Below are 20,925 nucleotides of genomic sequence, written 5' to 3' on the forward strand. Positions count from 1 at the left end.
TACGGGGTCTGGCGCACCGGGCAAGCCTTCGATCCCGGGAGGTTGAACCTGAAAACAGCTTGATCCGGACCATAGAATCTCGTCTGCCTTCGGCTCCCTACGGATTCCCTCGGGCGCATCTACACGCCCCGCCCTCCCGCCCGGCCCGTCCGCCCCGCTGCGTCAGCGTGAATTTGGGCGCCGCTGGGGAGTAGCGGGTGCTTGGGCTTCGTGGCGGGCGGGTTCGTTGGATGGAAGGTCTTGCGGGGTTGCCCAAAGGCGGCCGCGCGGGCGGCCTGTTTGGGCGTTTGGGCGTTTGGGCGTGCCAGGGGGAGCGTTGAAGGGGGGCCTTCAACGGGACAGGGGTGGCGATTGGGCGCTTTCGACGGAAGGGTGGGCGCGGGGGCCGGGGTCGGAAGGTGTGGCGCGGGCGACATGTTCCGGGGCGGACCAGCTGACTGGCTTGGTCGCGCGGCCGGTCAATCGAGTTTGTAGCTTTTCAGGTGGATGCTGGTTTCCGTCGCGGAGATGGCCTTGATGAGGCGAACGCGGTCCAGGACGCGGGACATTTCCTCGATGTTGGCAACGCGCAGTTCGGCCAGCAGGTCCCAGCGGCCGTTGGTGTCGTGCAGGGCGACGACGGCGGGGTCGCCCAGGAGGATGCTGACGACGCGGCGGGTTTCGTTGCCGTCGACGGCGATGTTCATCCAGGCGCCGATCTGGTCGGGCTCGGATTCGGGGCGCAGCCTGACGGTGTAGCCGACGATGACGCCGTCGTCTTCCATCCGCGCGATGCGGTTGTTGATGGTGCCCCGTGAGACGTCGAGCTTTTTGGCCAGGGTTGCCACGGTTGCGCGTGCGTCGGCGCGCAACAGCCCCAGCAATTGCTGATCTAGTGTGTCCATGATTGTTCCCGCGTAAAAATTGGCGCCAATTTCGCATCTTATACGGATTCGGCACGATACAGGCGCGGGATGACCGGCAGGCCGGCGTGCCCGCGCCTGGGGCGCTGTTACCACGGCCCCAATTTACCGCGTTTCGCAGGATATTGATTTTGGGCGGATTTTTGGCTGGACAGGGCCGACCGGCGCGGCCCTGCCGCCTCGGCGCGTGACCGTTTCCGGCCGCGAATTGTCCGACCATGTCCTCGATCCGCCGGCGAGTGCAGGGTACGCTGGCTGACCATCCTTTTCAGGAATCCGCCATGCTTGAATTGCGCCCCAGCTGTGAACACTGCGACGCCGACCTGCCCCCGGCCAGCGCCGACGCGCGGATCTGCAGTTTCGAGTGCACGTTTTGCGTGCATTGCGCCGACGAGGTGCTGGGCAATGTCTGCCCCAACTGCGGCGGCGGCTTCGCGCCGCGGCCGGTCAGACCGGCCGCTGACTGGCGCAATGGCAATTTCCTGGGCAACTATCCGGCCACGACCGCGCGCAAGCACCGCCCGGCCGACCTGGCCGCGCACGCGACCTTGCTGCGCCGGCTGCGCGACCTTCCCGCGCAGGAACGCTAGCCGCGCGGCCGGACCGCCTCGGCCTCGGCGTTCTCGAACAGGATGTTGTTCTCCAGGTGGATGTGGGCCATCAGGTCCTGCTTGAACGTGCCGATTCCCAGGTACAGCGCGCGCCAGGTATTGCAGGCGGCGCGCGGCAGCGTCAGGTCGTGCGTCAGCGCCATCAGGCGCTCCAGCGCCACGCCGTGATCGTCGTGCTCCATGCGCATCATGGTGATCGGCATGACCGCCATGGCGCCATGGCCGCGCGCCAGCATCGGGAACAGCACCTGCTCTTCCTTCTGCATATGGCTTTCCAGCTCCTGGCGCATGTCGCGCAGGTGGTCGGCCAGGCCGGTCGGGCAATCGGGGCTGTCGGCATGCACCTGCTCGACCTTCATCGCCAGCCGGATCAGTTCGGGCAGCTGCTGCCGGTGGACCTCGTGGTAGCGCGCCAGGATGTGGTCGATCAGGTCGCCCGGGCTGGCCTGGCCCCAATCGCGCTCGTCCGACGCCGCGCCCGCCAGGGCCTGCAGGCGCGCCTCGATCTGGGCCGCGTCCAGCGAGCGCTGCGCCGCCGCCTCGGCCAGGCTTTTCTTGCCGCCACAGCAGAAGTCCAGCTGGTACTCGTGGAACACCTGGGTGGCGCCGGGAATGCTGCGGGCCAACTGGCCCAGGGACTGCTCAACCATGCTCATTGCGTTTCTCCATGCTTGATGAGGGTGCTTGAGCAGTAGCGAGATCCGTGCCAGGAAATGCTTGCGCCAAATCAAGGGCTTGCAAATTAAAGGGTGAAAACCACCCGGCCAGGATGCGGTATTTATGACCCGCAAGGGTACGATCAACCCATGCAAAGCCTGTTGCTTACCGACCTGGTCGTGGACCTGCCCGCCGCCGTGCGATTGCAGCGGCTGGCAGCCGGACTGCGGGCCCATTTCCGCTGCGGCGCCGTCGCCCTGCTGCAGCTGGAGGCCGACCACCTGCGGCCGATCGCCGTGGACGGCCTGACCCAGGATGCGCTCGGTCGCCGCTTCGCGGTCCAGCAGCATCCGCGGCTGGCAGCCATCCTGGCGCGCCGCGGCGTCACCTGTTTCCACCATGACAGCACCCTGCCCGATCCGTACGACGGCCTGATCAACGGCATGGCGGGCGAACCGCTGCCGGTGCACGACTGCATGGGCACCAGCCTGCATATCGAGGGCCAGCCCTGGGGCGTGCTGACGCTGGACGCGCTGGAGGTCGGCACCTTCGACGCCGAGGCGCAGTCGGACCTGCGCGAGATGATCGTGCTGGTCGAGGCAGCCCTGCGCGTGACCCGCCTGGAGGCCGAAACGCGCGCCCTGCGGCTGGCGCGCGGCGCCGCGCCGACGGACAGCGCGCTGGCCGACGACAGCGACATCCTTGGCCAGAGCGAGGCCATCGGCCGGCTGCTGCACGAGATCGAGGTGGTGGCGGACTCCGAGCTGCCGATCCTGCTGCTGGGCGAGACCGGCGTCGGCAAGGAATTGTTCGCGCATCGCGTGCACCGCCAGTCGCGCCGCCGCGGCAAGCCGCTGGTGCACGTGAACTGCGCGGCGCTGCCGGAATCGCTGGCCGAAAGCGAACTGTTCGGCCATGCCAAGGGCGCGTTCTCCGGCGCGATGAGCGAGCGGCCCGGCCGCTTCGAAGCCGCCAATGGCGGCACGCTGTTCCTGGACGAGGTGGGCGAATTGCCGCTGGCGGTGCAGGCCAAGCTGCTGCGCACGCTGCAGAACGGCGAAATCCAGCGGCTTGGCGACGACCGCCCGCGCACCGTGGACGTGCGCATCGTTGCCGCCACCAACCGCGACCTGCGCGATCGGGTGCGCCAGGGCGATTTCCGCGCCGACCTGTACCACCGCCTGTCGGTCTATCCGGTGCCGATCCCGCCGCTGCGCGAACGCGGCCGCGACGTGCTGCTGCTGGCCGGCCGCTACCTGGAACTGAATCGCGCCCGCCTGGGGCTGCGCAGCCTGCGGCTGTCACCCGAGGCCGAGGACATGCTGAGCCGCTACCGCTGGCCCGGCAACGTGCGCGAACTGGAACACGTCATCAGCCGCGCCGCCATCAAGGCCGTCAGCCATGGCGCTCATCGCAACGAGATCGTGACGCTGGGCGCTGGCCTGCTGGACCTGGAGGACGGCGCCCTGCCGGCGCCCCCGCCCGAACAACCGGCCCTGCCGGCCGGCGCCACGCAGACGCTGCGCGGCGCGGTCGACGCCTGCCAGCGCCAGGCGATCCGCCAGGCGCTCGAACGGCACCAGGGCAGCTGGGCCGGCGCCGCGCGCGCGCTTGAAATCGACGCCAGCAACCTGCACAAGCTGGCGCGCCGTCTCGGCCTGAAGGGCTGAGACGGCGCCATCCGCGCCGGCTCAGGCCTTGACGTACACCCAGGCCTGCGCGCCGGACTTCAGGCGCACCGAGACCCGCTTGTAGTCGGACACTTCGTAGCGGTCGGCGGCTTCGAGCTCCTGGCCGGTGATCTCGAACACCATGCCCGCCACCTCGTCGCGCGGGTCGTCGCTGGCGCTGACGATGGGATGTCGCGCCAGGCCGCTGGTCTTGATCACCTCGGGGTCGGTGATCTCGACCCAGCGCTGCACGTAGCCCAGCATGGCGTCGGCCCGGCCGTTGAGTTCGCGGCCGAAGTTGGCGCGCTGCACGGCCTTGTCCTGCAAGGTTCCATAGGAGAAAAGCAGCACGCCGGTTTCGTTCATTTCAGGCACCTTTGTGTCCTTCAGGAAATATGGTGTTCTCCACTTTACACCAGTTATCACGGCACGCCTGCGCTCGGACAGGCCCCGGGATCCGGCCCGACCGCTGTCAGCGCCCGCGCCTGCCACACGCACGTTTGCCGGCAAGATTGTTTGTTTCAAATGAACGTTAGGGGATATCACCGCAGCGGACTACCGTGGGTTGGTGGCATCTCGCCGCATCCAACCAAGAGGTACGCATCATGACTTTCCCCACCCGCTATCAGGCTTCGTCCAACCAACCGGACCAGAACCAGTCGCCCAACAAGCAACAGGAACAGCAGAGCCAGCAGCAGAAAGAAGACGCCGCGCGCAAGCAGGCGCAAACGGAAAAGGACAAGACGTCCGCCGCCGCCAATCCGCAACGCGCCTGACGCCGTTCGCGGCACGGTCCGCGCATCACCCCGCAGTATGACGGGCACATCGCCCGCAGCGCCCGCGGCCTTCCCGCCAACAGACTTGGCCAGGCCTGAGCACCGCTGAAAGACACGAAGGCCGCCCCGTCATCCAGGGCGGCCGTGTTGTTGGCGCCGCCGTGGCGCCTACAGGTCCGGAATCTGCTTCAGGCAGACATTGACCACGGCCATCACCTGCGCGCCCAGCTTCTCGCTTTCGGCGTTGTTGACCTTGGTGGCCAGCAGCTCGTCGTAGCGCAGGAAATCCTTCACCGGCACCTTGGACTGCAGGCCATCCATCACGCACTGGCAATAGCCCTTGGCCCTGGCGTCCACATCGCCGGCGGCGATGGCGGGCGGCGCCTTGGCCTTGAAGCCTGCCAGGCAGGAACCGTAGGTGGCGCGTTGCACCTCGGGCGGATATTCCGTCTTCTTGCCGCAAGCGGCCAACAGCAGCAGAGCCATTGCGCCCGCGCCCAGGGCGGCGCGGCGGGACCGGACTGTCATGGCGTTCCTCTGTATTCGATCAACCAGCGCCGATTGTGGCACGGCCCAGGCGCGGCCGCATGCCAGCGCGACCGCCTCGCCGGCTCGACCCGAGCAGACGCCGGAACCGCCCCTTCAGGCGCGACCGGCCGGGAACGCAAGAACCGGATAGCGCGGCCGACGCGGCCTGCCTATCGTGGCGGCTCATTCACCCACAAGGAACCATCATGCAGCAACTGACCGGCAAGGTCGCCATCATCACGGGCGCCAGTTCAGGCATCGGTTACGAGGCGGCCAAGCTGTTCGCGCGCGAGGGCGCGGACCTGGTCCTGGTGGCGCGGCGCCAGGCCGAACTGGAACGCCTGGTGGCGGACATCGAGGCCGCCGGCGGCCGCGCCGTGCCGCTGGCCGGCGACGTGCGCGACGAGGCCGTGGCCGAAGCCGCCGTCACCGTCGCCGAGCGCCGCTTCGGCGGACTGGACATCGCCTTCAACAACGCCGGCATGACCGGCGAGGCCGTGCCCCTGCACCAGCTCGCGCCCGACGCATGGCGCCAGATCCTGGACACCAACCTGGGCAGCGCCTTCCTCGGCGCGCGCCACCAGATCCCGGCCCTGTTGCGGCGCGGCGGCGGCTCGCTGGTCTTCACGTCCACGTTCGTCGGCCATACCGCGGGCTTTCCGGGCATGGGCGCCTACGCCGCCAGCAAGGCCGGCCTGATCGGCCTGGTCCAGGCCATCGCCGTGGAATACGGCGCCCAGGGCATCCGCGCCAACGCCCTGCTGCCCGGCGGCACCGACACGCCGATGGGCCGCGCCTCGATGGACTCGCCCGAGGCGCGCCGCTACATCGAAGGCCTGCACGCGCTCAAGCGCCTGGCCACGCCGGCCGAGATCGCGCGCTCGGCCCTGTACCTGGCCTCGGACGCGTCCAGCTTCACCACCGGCACGGCATTGCTGGTGGATGGCGGGGTGTCGGTCAATCGGGGGTGAGCGCTCCCCCTCAACTCATATACACGCCGCCATTGATCGCATAGTTGGCGCCCGTCACGAACGCCGCCTCGTCCGACGCCAGCCAGGCGCACAGCCCGGCCAGGTCCTTGGCGGTGCCCAGGCGGCCCACCGGCACGCTTTCGATGATGCGGTCCAGCAGCGCCGGCGGGAACGCCTTGACGGTGTCGTCGGCGATGAAGCCCGGCGACACCAGATTGACGGTGACGCCGCGCGCCGCCACTTCCTGCGCCAGCGAACGGGTGAAGCCGATGACGGCGCCCTTGGCGGTGGCGTAGTTGATCTGGCCGATCTGGCCCTTCTCGGCGGCGACCGAACCGATGTTGATGATGCGGCCCCAGCCGCGCTCGGCCATGCCGTCGACCACCTGCTTGGTGCTGTTGAACAGCGTGTCCAGGTTGCTGCGCAGCACCGCCGACCAGTCGGCGTGGCTCATCTGGCGAAAGCGCATGTCGAGCATGGCGCCGGCGTTGTTGACCAGCACGTCGATCTCGCCGACCTCGCGCCGCACCTTGGCGAAGGCCGCCTCGGTCGAGGCCCAGTCGGTGGCGTCGCCTTCCGAGGCGATGAAGTCGTAGCCCAGCGACTTCTGTTCCTTCAGCCAGTGGTCCTTGCGCGACGAGCGCGGCCCGCAGCCGGCGATGACGCGGTGGCCCGCGTGGTGCAGCGCCTGGCAGATCGCGGTGCCCGTGTGGCCCATCCCGCTGGTGACGTAAGCAATGCGCAAAGCCATGAACGTTCTCCTTTCAAGAAACGCGTAGAGGCGCGGCCGTCAGGCGACGGAACCGACCAGGGGGAACAGGCCGAACGCCAGCGCGGCCGCCAGCATCACCAGGCACACCATCGTGGCCCACTTGAGTGAATAGCGCTGGTGGTCGCCGAACTCGACGCCCGCCAGGCCCACCAGCAGGTAGGTCGACGGCACCAGCGGGCTGAGCAGGTGCACCGGCTGGCCGATCAGAGAGGCGCGCGCCATTTCCACCGGCGAGATGCCATAGCCTTGCGCGGCTTCGCTCAGGATCGGCAGCACGCCGAAGTAGAAGGCGTCGTTCGACATGAAGAAGGTGAACGGCAGGCTGACCAGCGCGGTGATGCCGGCCAGGTAAGGCCCGAGCGCGTCGGGGATCACCGCCAGCAGGCTGCGCGACATGGCTTCGACCATGCCCGTGCCCGACAGGATGCCGGTGAAGATGCCCGCCGCGAAGATCAGCGACACCACCGACAGCACGTTGCCGGCGTGTTGCGCCACGCGGCGGCGCTGCTCGGCCAGGTTCGGGTAGTTGATGATCAGGGCGATCGCGAAGGCGATCATGAACAGCACCGGCAGCGGCAGCACGCCCATCACCAGGCTCACCATCAGCGCCAGCGTCAGGCCGGCGTTGACCCACAGCAGCCTGGGACGGCGCAGGTCGTGGTCGACCTCGATCTCGGGCAGGTTCTTGGGACCGTCCTCGTCGTAGCCGGCGTGCAGCGAGGCGCCGTCGGGCAGCGACAGCACGCCCAGGCGGCGGCGTTCGCGCAGGCCCAGGAAGAAGGCCAGGACCAGGATCGCGACGATGGCCACGCCCATCACCGGCACCAGCGGCACGAAGATGTCGCCGGCGTCCACGTGCAGCGCGCTGGCGGCGCGCGCGGTCGGCCCGCCCCACGGCGTCAGGTTCATGACGCCGCTGGCCAGCATCGCCAGACAGGTCATGGACAGCGCGTTCATCTTCAGGCGGCGGTACAGCGGCAGCATCGACGCGACCACGATCATGTAGGTGGTGGAGCCGTCGCCATCCAGCGAGATCACCAGCGCCAGCACGGTGGTGCCGACCACGATCTTGAGCGGGTCGCCCTTCACGGCGCGCAGGATGCGGCCGACGATGGGGTCGAACAGGCCGGCGTCGATCATCACGCCGAAGTAGAGGATGGCGAACATCAGCATGACGCCGGTGGGCGCGATCTTGCGGATGCCGTCGAGCATCATCTTGTCGATGCCGGCGCCGAAGCCGCCGAGCAGGGCGAAGATGATGGGGACGAGGATCAGCGCCACCAGGGGCGACAGGCGCTTGGTCATGATCAGCGTCATGAACGTGATCACCATGCCGAAGCCAAGCAGGGTCAATAGCATGAGGGGTATCTCCGGGCTCGTTGTTATTTGCACGCCGGTGGGGCGCTGGGGCGGAAGACTAGGAAGAAAAGCTGTCTGGAACCTGTCGTTTTTTTTAGGGCCGGGGTCGGGTGGGGAGTGGGTGACAAAGGAGATGTAGGCCGTCCGGGGCGGGCGGGTGTCGCGGGGCGCGCCTGCGATTGCGGTCCGGAGCGTTCGCTCCGGACTGCCCCTTCCTCATCCTCGTCCTCGCCTTCGGCGACTCCTTCGGATTCCGTCGGGCGCATCTGACGGCGCGCTCCGCGACACCCGCCCCACCCCGGACTACCGGTGTCTTGGTTTGGTGCGTTGCTGGACCTCGGCGGCGTGGGAGCGGTTTGGGGGGCCCGCCTTTTTGGGCCGCGCGGGCGGCCCAAACGGCTTACGCGGTGGGGGATGGCGTGAGGGTGTTCGCTGCGCGCTGATGGGGAATCTGGGAGCTATGACAGGGCGTTACAAGGGGACGGATGTAGTCGCTGGGTGCGCGGGTGGCGTGGGGCGCTATGCGACAATCTCGCGCATGCGGATTCTGGTGATCGAAGATGATGAGGACCTGGCCGACGCGCTCGTACGCCGACTGCGTCGTCTTGGGCATGCCGTCGATTGCCAGATGGATGGGTTGAACGCGGACGGGGTGTTGCAGTACGAGACCTTTGACCTGGTGATCCTGGATATCGGGTTGCCGCGCATGTCGGGGTTCGAGATCCTGCATCGGTTGCGGGATCGGGGCAGCAAGACGCCGGTGCTGGCGTTGACGGCGCGGATCGATATCGAGGATCGGGTGCATGCGCTGGATACGGGGGCCGATGATTACCTGGCCAAGCCGTTCGACTTCCGCGAGCTGGAAGCGCGCTGCCGCGCGTTGCTGCGGCGGCCCAGCGTGCAGGCGGCGGGGGTGCTGCGGTTTGGCGAGCTGGTGATCGACAGCGCGGCGCGGCAGGTCAGCCTGGCGGGGCAGCGCATCGATCTGCCCAAGCGCGAGTACAGCCTGCTCGAGATCCTGCTGGCCGGCATGAACCGCGCGGTCAGCAAGGCCGAGATCGCCAACAAGCTGTTCGCGTTCGATGACGACGCCGCGCCCAATGCCATCGAGGTCTACATCGCGCGATTGCGCAAGAAGCTGGAAGGCTCGCCGCTGCGCATCGAGACGCAGCGCGGCACGGGTTATCTGCTGACGGCGGCCGGGGATGCCGACGCCGCCCTGGCGCCACGGGACTGAGGCGGTGCCGTCCCACCGCATTTCCGTGCGCCGGCGCCTGCTGGCGATGCTGCTGGCGCTGTTCGTGGTCGGGCTGAGCGCGCTGTACCTGTTGGTGCGCGGCTATGCGCAGCAGACCGCCGACACCACCTACGACCAACTGCTGCGCGCCTCGGTGCTGTCGATGGCGGACAGCCTGCAGCTGGTGCAGGGCGAGTGGCAGATGGACATGCCCTACGCCGCCCTGGCGCTGCTGGAACAGGCGCCGCGCGACCGCGTGTTCTACCGCGTGGCGGCCGCCGACGGCGCGCTGATCTCCGGTTACGCCGACCTGGCCGCCCCGCCCGGCCACGGCGCCGATGCCGCGGCCGCGCCGCAACTGTTCACCACCGGCTACCAGGGCCAGCCCGTGCGGGTGGCATGGATGGAGCGCAAGATCGCCGGCCCGCGCGCCACCGAAACCGCGCTGATCCAGGTGGCGCAAACGCGCGAGGCGCGCAACGCGCTGGCCGAGAGCATCCTGTGGCAGGGCACGCTGACGCTGATCGGCTTCACCGCCGCGGCGCTGGCGCTGGCCTATTGGGGCCTGCAGCGCTCGCTCTCGCCGATCCAGCGCATCGAGCGCGAGCTGGCCGCGCGCAGCGCCGCCGACCTGCATCCGATCGCCGCGCCGGTGCCCGAGGAACTGGACACGCTGGTGCATTCGCTCGACGGCTTCATGGCGCGCCTGTCCGAGAACCTCGATACCCTGCGCCTGTTCATCGCCGAGGCCGCGCACCAGCTGCGCACGCCGCTGGCGGCGCTGCACGCGCAGATGGAAGTGGCGCTGGACGAGGAAGACCCGGCCGAACAGCGCCGCAGCCTGCTGGCGGTGCTGCGCAACGCCGAAAAGCTGTCGCGGCTGGTGAACCAGCTGCTCAGCGACGCCAGCGTCATCCATCGCAGCAACGTGCGCAAGTTCGGCCCCGTGGATCTGGCCGAGCTGCTGTCCCAGGCCGTCTACGACACCGTGCCGCAGGCCGACCCGCAACCCGACGTGCGGCTGCGCCTGCCCGACGCGGAAGATGGCGCGCCGCCCCGCATCGCGGGCGACAGCCTGATGCTGCGCGAGGCCTTCAAGAACCTGATCGACAACGCCCTGCGCCATGGCGCCTCGGCCGACGGCCACATCGACGTGCGGCTCGAACGCCACGACGCCGGCTGGCGCATCACCGTGGCCGACCAGGGGCCCGGCATCCCGCCCGCGCTGGCGCAAAGCGCCTTCGAGCGTTTCTCGCGCGGCCCCAACCCGCGCACGCCCGGCGCCGGCCTGGGGCTGTCCATCATCAAGCGCGTGGTCGACATCCACCAGGGCCGGCTCAGTCTCAGCAACCGCCCCGGCGGCGGCCTCGAAGCCGTCGTCTACCTGCCCGTCAACGCCCATGACGCCTAGATTTCCCCTGCTCGCGCGCCTGGCCGCGGCCGGCGCCGCCCTGCTCCTGACGAGCGCCAGCCCCGCCGCCGAGACCAGCGCCGACGGCCTGACGCTGGGCCCGGCCGACAGCAAGCACGTGCTGGTGCTGCACGCCTCCAACAGCGTGCAGGTGTTTCGCGGCGTGCTGGAGGACTTCAGCCAGCTCAACCCCGGCGTGCGCCTCGAATACACGGAGCTGTCGACCCAGGCGCTGTATGCCGAAGTGACCGCCCGCGCCGCGCGGGCCCCGGGCGAGAAGGCCGGCCCCGACCTGGTCATCAGCAGCGCCATGGACCTGCAGACCAAGCTGGTCAACGACGGCCATGCGCAGCCGCACGTGTCGCCGGACACCCGCGCCCTGCCCGCCTGGGCCAACTGGCGCGACGAGGTCTTCAGCATCGGCACCGATCCCATCGTGATGGTCTACGACACCCGCACGCTAGACGCAGCGCGCGCGCCGCGCACCCGCCGCGAACTGCTGGCCCTGCTGCAGGCGCCCGACCAGCCGCTGGCCGGCCGCATCTCGACCTACGACGTCGAAGGCAGCGGCATCGGCTACCTGGCCGCCACCCAGGACGCGCGCCTGGACAGCCTGGCCGGCGCGCTGCTGGCCGCCTTCGGCCGCAACGGCGTGAGCGTCCACGAATCGACCGAGCACGCGCTCGACAAGCTCGAACGCGGCGAGATCACGCTGGCCTACAACCTGCTGGAATCCTATACCCGCCACCGCATCGACCAGGGCGCGCCGCTGGCCATCCTCTATCCGCAGGACTACACGCTGATGCTGTCACGCTCGGCCATCATTCCGCGGCAGGCGCCGCGCGCCGACCTGGGCGCGCGCTTTCTCGATTACCTGCTGTCGCCGCGCGGCCAGGACATGCTCGCGCGCCAATCCGGCATGCGGCCGGTCGGCGCCTCGGTGGTGCCGGCGGCGGGGGTGCGGCCGGTGGCGCTGGGCGTGGGCTTGCTGGTGTACCTGGATCCGCTGAAGAAGCGCCACTTCCTCGACCTGTGGCGCGCGGCGGCGCAACCGCCCGGCAAGGCGGACTGACAAGGTCGACTGACAAGGCGGCACGCACCGCGACGTCAGCGGTCCGTCAAGGCGGATTGAGGCCGCCTGTACACGGCGGCGACGGCCTGCCAGCCGCGACCGGAGGCTGGCCGTTCCATGGCCAGGGACGCTAGCCGCCCAGTTGCCCGCCCGCGCGCACCAGGTCCGCCAGCGTGCGCACCTGCATCTTGCGCATGACGCGCCCGCGCCGCACCTTGACCGTGATCTCGCTGACGTTGAGTTCGGCCGCGATCTGCTTGTTCAGCATGCCGCGCACCACCCGCTCCATCACCGCCTTCTCGCCGTCGGTCAAGCTGTCCCAGCGGGCCTGGACCTCGTCCGAACCCGACGCGCTGGCCAGTTGCGCGCGATCCTTCTCGACCGCCGCGTGGATGGTGTCCAGCAGGTCCTGGTCGCGGAAAGGCTTGGTCAGGAAGTCCACCGCGCCCAGCTTCATCGCCGCGACCGACATGGGGATGTCGCCGTGGCCGGTGATCATCACCACCGGCATGCGCCGCCGCGCCTGCTGCAGGCGCCGCAGCAGGTCCATGCCGCTCAATCCCGGCAGGCGCACGTCCAGCACCAGGCAGGCCGGGCCGGCGCCCGGATCGGCGTCCAGGAATTCCTGCGCCGAGCCATAGCCGCGCACCGGCAGGCCGACCGAATGCATCAGGTCCTCCAGCGACTCGCGCAGCGAGGCGTCGTCATCGACGATGTGGATGGTGGCCGGCTCGGGCCGCGTGCTTGCGATCATGAAGACTCATCCTCGGCCGCCGCCGGCAGCATGAAACAGAACACCGCGCCCTCGCGCGCGGCGGGCTCGGCCCACAACCTGCCGCCGTGGCTCTCGATGATGCCGCGGCTGATGGTCAGGCCCAGGCCGGTGCCCTCCGGCTTGGTGCTCCAGAAGGTATCGAACAGGCGCTCGCGCGCCTGTGGGTCCAGGCCCGGGCCGGTGTCGGTCAACGAACACTGCACCTGCCCCGGCTCCTGGCACGACAGGCGCAGCGTCAGATGGCGCGCGCCGGCCGGGGTCTGCTGCATCGCCTCGATGGCGTTGAGCACCAGGTTGACCAGCACCTGCCCCAGCTGCACGCGATCGCCCAGCACCGCCGGCACGCGCTCCTGGATGCGGGTGGACACCACCACTTCGTTGCGCGCCAGTTCGCCGCCGGCCAGTTCCAGCACCTCGCCGATCACGTCGGCCAGGTCCAGCCGCTCGCGTTGCGGCGCGGCATTGCGCGCATCGCGGCGGATGCGCGCCACCACCTCGCTGGCGCGATGCACGTCGCCGGTCATGCGCTGCAGCGCGCGCAGGGCCCGCTCGATGTTGGGCGGATCGTGCTCCAGCCAGCGCTGGCAGGCGCTGCCGCTGGTGGCGATGGCCGCCAGCGGCTGGTTGATCTCGTGGGCGATCGACGCGGTCAGCTCGCCCAGGCTGTGGATGCGCGCCATGCGCGCCAGCTGCGTGCGCGCCTCGAACGCCGCGTCCTCGGCCGCCGCCCGCTTGAGCGCCAGGTAGGTGGTCACGCCGATGGCGGCGATGCTGATGAGCGCATTGATCAGCCCCAGCTCGCGCAGCACGCCGCCGTTGGGCGTGAGGTACAGGCTGAGCAGCGTCAACGCCGCGCACGCCACCGCCACAATGGTGACGCCGCGCCGCGGCAGGAAGCTCAGCGCCGCCAGGATCACCGCCACGTAGAACACCGCCACGGCGATTTCCAGGCGGGTGAAGGTGTCCACCAGGAACACCAGCGCCATCAGCGCCACCAGCAACGCGACGCCCGCGCCGGGACGCTGCTTCAGATACCTGGCCGGCTTGAGGAACATGGCGCTGCCACCCCGTTGAATGGACGCCGGCGCCGGGCCCCGATGGCCGCGCGCCGCGAGACGCCATTGTAGAGACAGGCGCGGACCGCGGCGCACTTTCGGAAAGCCGGCATATACCAAGGTATATCCCCGCCATCCCAATGGCGCCTCGCCCGCGCCGGGGCCGGTTCCTATAATTTTCGGGTCCCCCAACGACGCGTCCGCAGGGCGCGCCGTCCCGCCAACGCCTACCGGCAGCCTCCCCATGAAACCGTCCATCAAGGCCCTCTGGATCGTCCGCGGCGCCGTGCTCGTCGGCATCTGGATCGCGCTCGGCGTGATCCAGGCGCTGCACCGCATCGCCTGAGGTAGCCAGGCGGCGCCTTGCCGCCCGCCTGCCCGTCCCGCCGTCAGGGCAGGAAACACAGGATCCCGCCCACGCCCAACGTCCACGCCAGCAGCATCGGCACCAACAGCCGCAGCGGGATCAGCGGACCGTCCGGCAGGTCCGGCGTCTGTCCGGGCCGGCGCAAGGCGGCCCGTTCGATCTCGTAGGCGTGCATGTCGCGCGAGAACTTGCGCATTTCCTCGAAAGCTTTTTCCATGTCGTCTCTCCCGGCATGTCAGTACCAGCGGCCGTAGCGGCGGATGTAGAAGGTCTTGACCTGCTGCGTCAGCGCGATGTAGCCCAGGATGGTCAGCGCCAGCCAGCCGAAGTAGATCGGCGGCAGGGCCACGAACCCGATCGACTCGGCGATCGGCGAAAACGGCAGCCAGCACGCCAGCGCGATCGCGGCGGTGGTCGACAACAGCACCGGCAGCGAAGCCGTGCTCTGCAGGAACGGGATCTTGCGGGTGCGCAGCATGTGCACCACGAAAGTCTGCGATACCAGGCCCTCGATGAACCAGCCCGAATTCATGATGGTCTGGCCGCCGTCGCCGCCGTGCAGGGCATAGGCCGCGCCCGCGCCGAACACCGTCCACATCAGGAAATACGTGGTGATGTCGAACACCGACGAGGTCGGCCCCAGCCACAGCATGAAGCGCTGGATATTGCCCGCTTCCCACTTGCGCGGCTTCTTCAGGAACTCATCGTCCATGCGGTCCCACGGCAGGGTCAGCTGCGAGATGTCGTACACCAGGTTCTGGATCAGCAGCTGCAGCGACAGCATCGGCTCCCACGGCAGCCAGGCCGACGCCACCAGCACCGAGAACACGTTGCCGAAGTTCGAGCTGGCGGTCATGTTCAGGTACTTGAGGATGTTGCCGAAGGTCTCGCGGCCCTTGATGACGCCCTGTTCCAGCACCATCAGGTCTTTTTCCAGCAACACGATGTCGGCGGTCTCCTTGGCGATGTCGGCGCCGCTGTCCACCGAGATGCCGACGTCGGCGTCGCGCAGCGCGGGGGCATCGTTGATGCCGTCGCCCAGGAAGCCCACGGTATGGCCGTTGGCCTGCAGCGCCTTGACCACCCGCGACTTCTGCAGCGGCGTCAGCTTGGCGAACAGCACCGCGGTCTCGGCGCGGCGGCACAGCGTCACGTCGTCCATCTGCTCGATGTCGGCGCCCAGCAGCACGCGCGCGTCGTCATCGCCCAGATCCAGGCCCACCTCGCGGCAGACCTTGGCCGCCACGATGGGGTTGTCGCCGGTCAGCACCTTCACCGCCACGCCGTAGTCGTTGAGCGCGCGGATCGCGGCCTGCGCCGAATCCTTGGGCGGATCCAGGAACGTCAGGAAGCCGCGCACCACCAGCCCGCTTTCATCGCTGGCCTGGAACTGCGTGCGGCCGCTGTCCTCGAGACGGCGCGAGGCCACCACCAGCACCCGGAAGCCATCGCGGTTGTAGGCCTCGGCGCTGCGCAGCAGGCGCTTGCGCATGGCCGCGTCCAGCGGCCGTTCCTGCCCGTCGATCATCACGCCCGTGCTCACCGCCAGCATTTCCTCGACCGCGCCCTTGGTGATCATCTCCAGGCCGCCATCGACGCTGCGCACCACCACCGACAGGCGCCGGCGCACGAAGTCGAACGGAATCTCGTCGACCTTCTCGTGATGCGCGCTGCGGTCCCAGCCGCGCAGCTCGCGCGCCCGGGCCAGGATGGCGCGGTCCATCAGGTTGCGCTGGCCGCTCTGGTTGGCGCTGTTCAGCCAGCCCAGGCGCAGCACCTGGTCATCGATATCGCCATCGACGTTGAAATGGTGTTCCAGGATGATGCGGTCCTGCGTCAGCGTGCCGGTCTTGTCGGTGCACAGCACATCCATCGCGCCGAAGTTCTGCACCGAGTTGAGCCGCTTGACCACCACCTTGCGCCGCGCCATCGCCACCGCGCCCTTGGCCAGGTTGGCCGAGACGATCATCGGCAGCATTTCCGGCGTCAGCCCCACCGCCACCGCCAGCGCGAAGGTCAGCGCGGTGACCCAGTCACCCTTGGTCACGCCGTTGATGACGAACACGATCGGCACCATCACCAGCATGAACTTGATGAGCAGCCACGACACGCTGTTGACGCCGCGGTCGAAGCTGGTCTCGACCCGCTTGGTCGACACCACGTTCTTGGCCAGCGAGCCGAAGTACGTATTCGGCCCGATGCCCACCACCACCGCGGTGGCGGTGCCGCTGACCACGTTGGTGCCCATGAAGCAGATGTTGGCCAGGTCCAGCAAGTCGGCGTTCTCGCCGGCTTGCGCCTCGGCGCGCTTGGCGCTGACGCTGCCCAGCGTGTCGTACTTCTCGACCGGCAGCGCCTCGCCCGTCAGGATGGCCTGGCTGATGAACAGGTCGCGCGATTGCAGCAGGCGGATGTCGGCCGGAATCATGTCGCCGGCCTGCAACTCGACGATGTCGCCCGGCACCAGTTCGTTCATCGGCAGTTCGCGCCGCACCGGCTCGCTGGAATGGCTGTCGCGGCGGACCACCGTGGCGGTGCTGCGCACCATCGACTTGAGCTTCTCGGCGGCGCGGCCCGAGCGGTATTCCTGGATGAAGCGCAGCAGGCCGCTGACCGACACCATGGTCAGCATGATGATGATGCCGGTCCAGTCGCGATCGGCCGGCGCCGCGAACTGGATGTCGGTCAGGTACGAGACCGCGGCCAGGCCCAGCAGCACCAGCACGAACGGATTGCGGAAGGCGCGCAGCAATTGCAGCCACGCGGGCGCCGGCTTGTCGTGCGCGACCTCGTTCAGGCCGTCGACGGCGCGGCGGGCCGCGACCTCGGCGTCGCTCAGGCCGGCGCGCTGCGTCTGCAGCGTCTGCAGGCTTTCGTGCACCGACAGGCCGGCATGGCGCGCCACCGGCATGGCGCGGTTCTTGCCCGGCGCGGCGCCGGACGCGGAGGTCTTCTCGCTGCGCGGCCCGCGCGGGGCCGGCAACGAGGCTTCTTGGACTTGCTTCATGTTCGCTGCTCCCGCCCGCGCGCCGTCGGCGGGAGCCCGCCCGGCTCAAGGCGCGAGCGTCCCCCGTCCACGGCCCGCGCGGGCTTGGTGGATAGTGAGAATGGGGTAAAGCGGGATCAATGCGGGACGGGAACGGCCGACGCCTGCGCGCGCGGCGCGGGCGCCACGCCGACACGCAGCGTATGCACACCGAGCTCGCGGCACAGGTCGCTGAGCCAGGTGATCACGGGCCACGGGTTGCCGCTGTCGCTGCGCAGGCTGATGGCGGTGCAGGCCTGCTCGCCGTCGGTCGAATAACGCACGTCGGCCACGGTCTCAGACCGCTGCCGCAGCTCCTCGTAGAGGCGCTTGCGGATCAGGGCCAGCACCGCGGGGCTGCCGTAGAACGTCAGGTTGATGAAGGCCGGCGCGGGGGCCGCGCGGCGCACGGGGTTGGGGGACAGGATATGGGACAGCATGCGCGTCTCCTGGAAACAGGCGGTTCCGCCCGCAGGGGTTCAGGTGGCGCATGCAAGCCGTCGCGGCTCCGGATCGATCCGGACGGGCGTGGCGGCTGGCAGAAAAAACGTGCAGACCCGCTAGACCCGGCGTGCGCCGTGGGTTCTGGTACTTCCGTCGTCTTCCACGGCGGGCTCCTATAGGGTTGCAACAGGCGGCAGTGTAGGTCTGGGGCGGCGTTCCGAACAGATCATGGGGCGTATACCTTGGTATAGATCCCGGCCCGGGCAGGCATCGCATGCTGGCTGCCCGTCCACGGACGCCGCACACGCTCAGAAGCGCGTCTGCATGCCGATCCGCACTGTCCGGCCTGGCGCCGGCATGAAACTCTGCGCCAGCGGATCCAGGTAGTAGCGGTTGGTGAGGTTCTGCGCCGAGACGTTCACCACCGTGTGTTCGCGCAACTGGTAGTTGAGGAACAGGTCGAACAGCGTCACCTGGTGATACACGACCTGCGGCACGGTCACGCCGGTCTGCCACGGCTTGTCGGCCTTGGCCGTGGGGCCGGACGTGTAGGTCATGCGCCCGCCCAACGTCAATGTCTCGTTGAAAAAGCGTAGCCCAGCGGTCAGGTTCAGCGCCAATTTCGGCGGATTCTGGGTATTGGTATACGAACCCATGAAACTACCAGGCGTGCAGTTTGGCGTATTTTTCGTCTCCCTGTAACGCGGCCGGTAGTTCTTGCGCAGCACCTGAGCGAACGCGGCATCGCAGGTCTCGGTCATCAGGTAGTAGGTCGCCGACAGGTCCGCGAACACCCTTCCCGCATCATAGTGAGACTGCAATTCGAGGCCGCGGGTCTGATAGCTGTCGGTATTGCTGAACGCCATGATCCCCCTTTTTTGCGGAGTAGGGTCGTAATAGCGCGTGATGTAGTTCTTGATCTTGTTGTTGAAGTAGGCCACCTTCAAGGCCGCCGAGTCACCGTCGACCAGCACATTGCCGCGCGACGTGCTGGCGCCCACTTCCCAATTGACCGAACGCTCGGGCTTCAGGTCCTTACCCCCGCGGGTCTGCAACGTGCCGATCGAAGTTTCGAACAGCGACGGCATGCGCAGGCCCTGCGTGTATGAAGCATAGACGAACGTCTCCGGCGCCAGTTCAAGGTTGAGCCCCGCCGATGGCGCGAAGCCGCCGCCGCTGCTGCGTAACTTCGGCGCATAGTCAAAGCCCGTCACCACCGGGATCACCTGCGTCGGATAAACGTTGGACGTGGTCGGGCCGTAGCTATCGTAAGACATGCCCTCGAAGGGATTGTTGGAGTCCCAGAATACGAAGCCATTGCGCAAACGAGGATCGGTGGCGTCGGTGAACTGGCCGTCGGCGTCCGGGAACCAGTACATGATGCCGCGCGGACCGCCCGGCCTGTTCAGCACCATCTGACGCAACCTGAGCCGCTCGCGATGCGCGGTCGCCAGCACATTGTTGTCCACCGAGCTGAAATGGCTGTAGCGGCCGCCGCCCCAAAAGGTCAACCGCTCCACCGGCTGGTATTCCAGTTTTCCATTCAGGCTGAATTCCTTGCGCGACGCATCGCGCAGGGTGCGGTGCATGTTGATGTCGTTGGCGGTCGTCACCACGCCGCGCTGCGGCCGGATGTCCTCGACCTGGAACGCGCCGCCCAGATCCAGCTTGAAGCCGCCGTAGCCGGTCCTCCAGCGCGAGGTATTGCCCAGATCGCCGCCAATGCGGCGATCTGCCATCCGGGTCCAGCCGCGATCATCCTTGTAGGCTTGCGACACCGGCACCTCCACCGAGTTCAGCTGGCTGGTCTTGGCGTCCGTCATCCACAGGTTGGCGGTCACGGCCACGAGCGGTTGGTCGGCCGGTTGGAATTGATAGCGCGCCGTGTAGGTGTCAATCTCGGTACGGCCCAGCGGATACTGCTTGATCCCCGCCGTGCCGAAACGAAAGATGTCCGACGGCATGATCTCGCCGATCTTGCCGTCGTAACGGCGATAGCCCAGCTCCAGCGTGTGGCCCGCGGCCGGCCGGATCGTCGCCTTCAGCAACATGGATTCGGTCTCGGCCGAGGAATTCAGCACTTCGTCGCCAGGGTTGTAGATCGTGGCCACGGTGGAGACTTCCCGCCCGCGGGTGTAGATCCGATAGCGATCCCGGCCCTTGTCGCCGGCGGCCTATGCCCTGCTTGCGCCGGGCATAGGCCGCCACCACATCCAGGTGGGCGTTGGCATAGGCAAACGCGGCGCTGCCCGCCTTGGCATCCGAACCGAACAGGCTGCCACGGTCGTCATGCGGCAGCGTGCGCAGGTCTTCGTTCCATTTGCCGGTGCGGTGGGGCGCCGCCACGCCGTTGTTCCACACATCGCCGGTCAGGCGCAAGCCGACGTGGCGGCCATCCACCAGGATGTCCTGCACGCCGATCGTACGCATCTCGACCGAGCCGCCGATGGCGCCGGACGTCATGGAAGGTCCTTTGTTGATCGTCACACTGCTGAGGAGGTCCGGGTCAATGTAGCTGCGTTGCTGGGTGCCCGCGTATCCCCGGTACACGTCCAGCGCCTGCTCGGAGCCATCGACCCGCACCGCCACCCGGCTCTGCCCCTGGATGCCGCGGATGTTGACGTCCAGCGCCCCGCCATTGCGGCTGTCGCCGACCTGCACGCCCGGTATGCCGGCCAGCAGGTCGCCGACCGACACGCGGCCGAACCGGTCGAGGTCCTGACTCGACAGGTACGCCGAGGAACGCGGCGCGGTGTACACCGCTTTCTCGGGCAAGGCGTCGGCGTCGACCTCGACCGGCGGCAGCACGACCGATCCGGCCGCTTCCCCCGGCACCGCCACCAGCACGTAACCCGACACACCCCGGCGGGCCGCCAGCCCCGTGTCGCGCAGCAGCTGCGCAAAGCCTTCATCCACCTCGTAGCGACCATGCAGCCCCGCGCTCTGTTGCCCGGCAACCTGCCCGGCGACCAGCGACAACGCCACGCCCGACTGCGCCGCGTAGCGGCTCAGCACCTGCGCCAGCGGCCCGGCGCTGATGTCGTACTGCACCCGCGCCGGCTGCGCCTGCGCCGCTGGCCAGGACGCGCCGCCCAGGACGGCGAGCGTCAGCCGGCAGGCCAGGGCCAATCCGGCGGCGGCGCGGGATCGCGGAAAAGGGGAACGGCGGCGCGGGCGCGCCCGGTACGGTCGGTGCATGGTCTGCCTCCTCGGCGTGAACGCCAGGGCGGATCCATGCAACAAGCAGGGCCCTGGTCATCGTCTTCAAGAGACATGACGCGCCGGGCCGCGAA

Annotated in this window: 20 protein-coding genes; 7 read left to right on the forward strand and 13 right to left on the reverse strand. The window is 68.5% G+C overall.

The window, feature by feature from the left end; translation table 11 throughout:
* Positions 1-458 precede the first annotated feature (458 nt).
* Positions 459-884, reverse strand: a complete 426-nt coding sequence (locus AOZ53_RS22540) for an Lrp/AsnC family transcriptional regulator (RefSeq protein ID WP_054489441.1) — start codon at positions 882-884, stop codon at positions 459-461.
* Between the two features lie 299 nt (positions 885-1,183).
* Between AOZ53_RS22540 and AOZ53_RS22545 the strand changes: the two genes are divergently transcribed.
* Positions 1,184-1,492, forward strand: a complete 309-nt coding sequence (locus tag AOZ53_RS22545; RefSeq protein WP_054489443.1) for a DUF1272 domain-containing protein — start codon at positions 1,184-1,186, stop codon at positions 1,490-1,492.
* Here the strand turns inward: AOZ53_RS22545 and ytfE are convergent.
* Positions 1,489-2,169, reverse strand: a complete 681-nt coding sequence (gene ytfE, locus AOZ53_RS22550; RefSeq protein ID WP_054433396.1) for an iron-sulfur cluster repair protein YtfE — start codon at positions 2,167-2,169, stop codon at positions 1,489-1,491. The two genes, AOZ53_RS22545 and ytfE, sit on opposite strands and share 4 nt — an antisense overlap.
* 150 nt (positions 2,170-2,319) lie before the next feature.
* On the opposite strand from ytfE, the gene norR reads away from it, so the two are divergent.
* The gene (norR, locus tag AOZ53_RS22555) at positions 2,320-3,840 is read left to right on the forward strand and encodes a nitric oxide reductase transcriptional regulator NorR (RefSeq protein ID WP_054489445.1); all 1,521 of its coding nucleotides are present in this window, start codon (positions 2,320-2,322) and stop codon (positions 3,838-3,840) included.
* Positions 3,841-3,861: 21 nt separating this feature from the next.
* Here the strand turns inward: norR and AOZ53_RS22560 are convergent, their stop codons facing one another.
* Positions 3,862-4,206: a gamma-glutamylcyclotransferase family protein gene (locus tag AOZ53_RS22560; RefSeq protein WP_054433398.1), complete on the reverse strand. Its 345-nt coding sequence runs from the start codon at positions 4,204-4,206 to the stop codon at positions 3,862-3,864.
* A gap of 239 nt (positions 4,207-4,445) precedes the next feature.
* Between AOZ53_RS22560 and AOZ53_RS34785 the strand changes: the two genes are divergently transcribed.
* Positions 4,446-4,616, forward strand: coding sequence for a hypothetical protein (locus tag AOZ53_RS34785; RefSeq protein WP_180179996.1), 171 nt, complete (start codon positions 4,446-4,448; stop codon positions 4,614-4,616).
* A gap of 168 nt (positions 4,617-4,784) precedes the next feature.
* On the opposite strand, the gene AOZ53_RS22565 is transcribed toward AOZ53_RS34785, so the two are convergent.
* Positions 4,785-5,144, reverse strand: coding sequence for a hypothetical protein (locus tag AOZ53_RS22565; RefSeq protein WP_231690664.1), 360 nt, complete (start codon positions 5,142-5,144; stop codon positions 4,785-4,787).
* 206 nt (positions 5,145-5,350) lie between these two features.
* Here AOZ53_RS22565 and AOZ53_RS22570 point away from each other — a divergent pair, with 206 nt between their 5' ends.
* Positions 5,351-6,115: an SDR family oxidoreductase gene (locus AOZ53_RS22570; RefSeq protein ID WP_054433399.1), complete on the forward strand. Its 765-nt coding sequence runs from the start codon at positions 5,351-5,353 to the stop codon at positions 6,113-6,115.
* A gap of 10 nt (positions 6,116-6,125) precedes the next feature.
* On the opposite strand, the gene phbB is transcribed toward AOZ53_RS22570, so the two are convergent.
* Positions 6,126-6,866 carry an acetoacetyl-CoA reductase gene (gene phbB / locus AOZ53_RS22575; RefSeq protein ID WP_006393355.1) on the reverse strand — a complete coding sequence of 247 codons (741 nt, stop codon included), beginning with the start codon at positions 6,864-6,866 and terminating at the stop codon, positions 6,126-6,128.
* Positions 6,867-6,905: 39 nt separating this feature from the next.
* The gene (locus AOZ53_RS22580) at positions 6,906-8,246 is read right to left on the reverse strand and encodes a CitMHS family transporter (RefSeq protein ID WP_054489447.1); all 1,341 of its coding nucleotides are present in this window, start codon (positions 8,244-8,246) and stop codon (positions 6,906-6,908) included.
* Between the two features lie 538 nt (positions 8,247-8,784).
* Between AOZ53_RS22580 and AOZ53_RS22585 the strand changes: the two genes are divergently transcribed.
* From AOZ53_RS22585 to AOZ53_RS22595, 3 genes are read left to right on the forward strand one after another with little or no spacing between them, the layout of a single operon-like run.
* A complete protein-coding gene (locus AOZ53_RS22585) occupies positions 8,785-9,483 on the forward strand; it encodes a response regulator transcription factor (RefSeq protein ID WP_054433403.1) in 699 nt (232 codons plus the stop codon).
* On the forward strand, positions 9,452-10,894 hold the full coding sequence (locus tag AOZ53_RS22590) for a sensor histidine kinase (RefSeq protein ID WP_054489449.1): 1,443 nt from the start codon (positions 9,452-9,454) through the stop codon (positions 10,892-10,894). The genes AOZ53_RS22585 and AOZ53_RS22590 overlap by 32 nt, the downstream gene beginning before the upstream one ends.
* Positions 10,884-11,966, forward strand: coding sequence for an ABC transporter substrate-binding protein (locus AOZ53_RS22595; RefSeq protein WP_054474908.1), 1,083 nt, complete (start codon positions 10,884-10,886; stop codon positions 11,964-11,966). The genes AOZ53_RS22590 and AOZ53_RS22595 overlap by 11 nt, the downstream gene beginning before the upstream one ends.
* 130 nt (positions 11,967-12,096) lie before the next feature.
* Here AOZ53_RS22595 and AOZ53_RS22600 read toward each other — a convergent pair whose 3' ends face one another.
* The 7 genes from AOZ53_RS22600 to AOZ53_RS35095 all read right to left on the reverse strand — a co-directional run bounded on the left by AOZ53_RS22600 (position 12,097) and on the right by AOZ53_RS35095 (position 20,830).
* Positions 12,097-12,720: a response regulator transcription factor gene (locus AOZ53_RS22600; RefSeq protein WP_054433406.1), complete on the reverse strand. Its 624-nt coding sequence runs from the start codon at positions 12,718-12,720 to the stop codon at positions 12,097-12,099.
* Positions 12,717-13,796 carry a sensor histidine kinase gene (locus AOZ53_RS22605; protein ID WP_082385737.1) on the reverse strand — a complete coding sequence of 360 codons (1,080 nt, stop codon included), beginning with the start codon at positions 13,794-13,796 and terminating at the stop codon, positions 12,717-12,719. The genes AOZ53_RS22600 and AOZ53_RS22605 overlap by 4 nt, the downstream gene beginning before the upstream one ends.
* A 389-nt stretch (positions 13,797-14,185) precedes the next feature.
* On the reverse strand, positions 14,186-14,380 hold the full coding sequence (locus AOZ53_RS22610) for a hypothetical protein (RefSeq protein ID WP_054489451.1): 195 nt from the start codon (positions 14,378-14,380) through the stop codon (positions 14,186-14,188).
* 18 nt (positions 14,381-14,398) lie between these two features.
* On the reverse strand, positions 14,399-17,170 hold the full coding sequence (gene mgtA, locus AOZ53_RS22615) for a magnesium-translocating P-type ATPase (protein WP_054489453.1): 2,772 nt from the start codon (positions 17,168-17,170) through the stop codon (positions 14,399-14,401).
* 116 nt (positions 17,171-17,286) lie between these two features.
* Complete coding sequence (locus AOZ53_RS22620; RefSeq protein ID WP_054433408.1) at positions 17,287-17,628, reverse strand: hypothetical protein; 342 nt, start codon at positions 17,626-17,628, stop codon at positions 17,287-17,289.
* Positions 17,629-17,940: 312 nt separating this feature from the next.
* Complete coding sequence (locus AOZ53_RS34790) at positions 17,941-19,596, reverse strand: TonB-dependent receptor domain-containing protein (RefSeq protein ID WP_231690666.1); 1,656 nt, start codon at positions 19,594-19,596, stop codon at positions 17,941-17,943.
* Positions 19,526-20,830 (reverse strand): STN domain-containing protein, encoded by a 1,305-nt coding sequence (locus tag AOZ53_RS35095; RefSeq protein WP_231690665.1) that lies wholly within the window; start codon positions 20,828-20,830, stop codon positions 19,526-19,528. Before AOZ53_RS35095 ends, AOZ53_RS34790 begins: the two co-directional genes overlap by 71 nt.
* Positions 20,831-20,925: the final 95 nt, after the last annotated feature.

Origin of the sequence: Achromobacter sp. 2789STDY5608621, assembly GCF_001299375.1 — a bacterium.
GTDB classification, from domain to species: Bacteria; Pseudomonadota; Gammaproteobacteria; order Burkholderiales; family Burkholderiaceae_B; genus Achromobacter; species Achromobacter insuavis.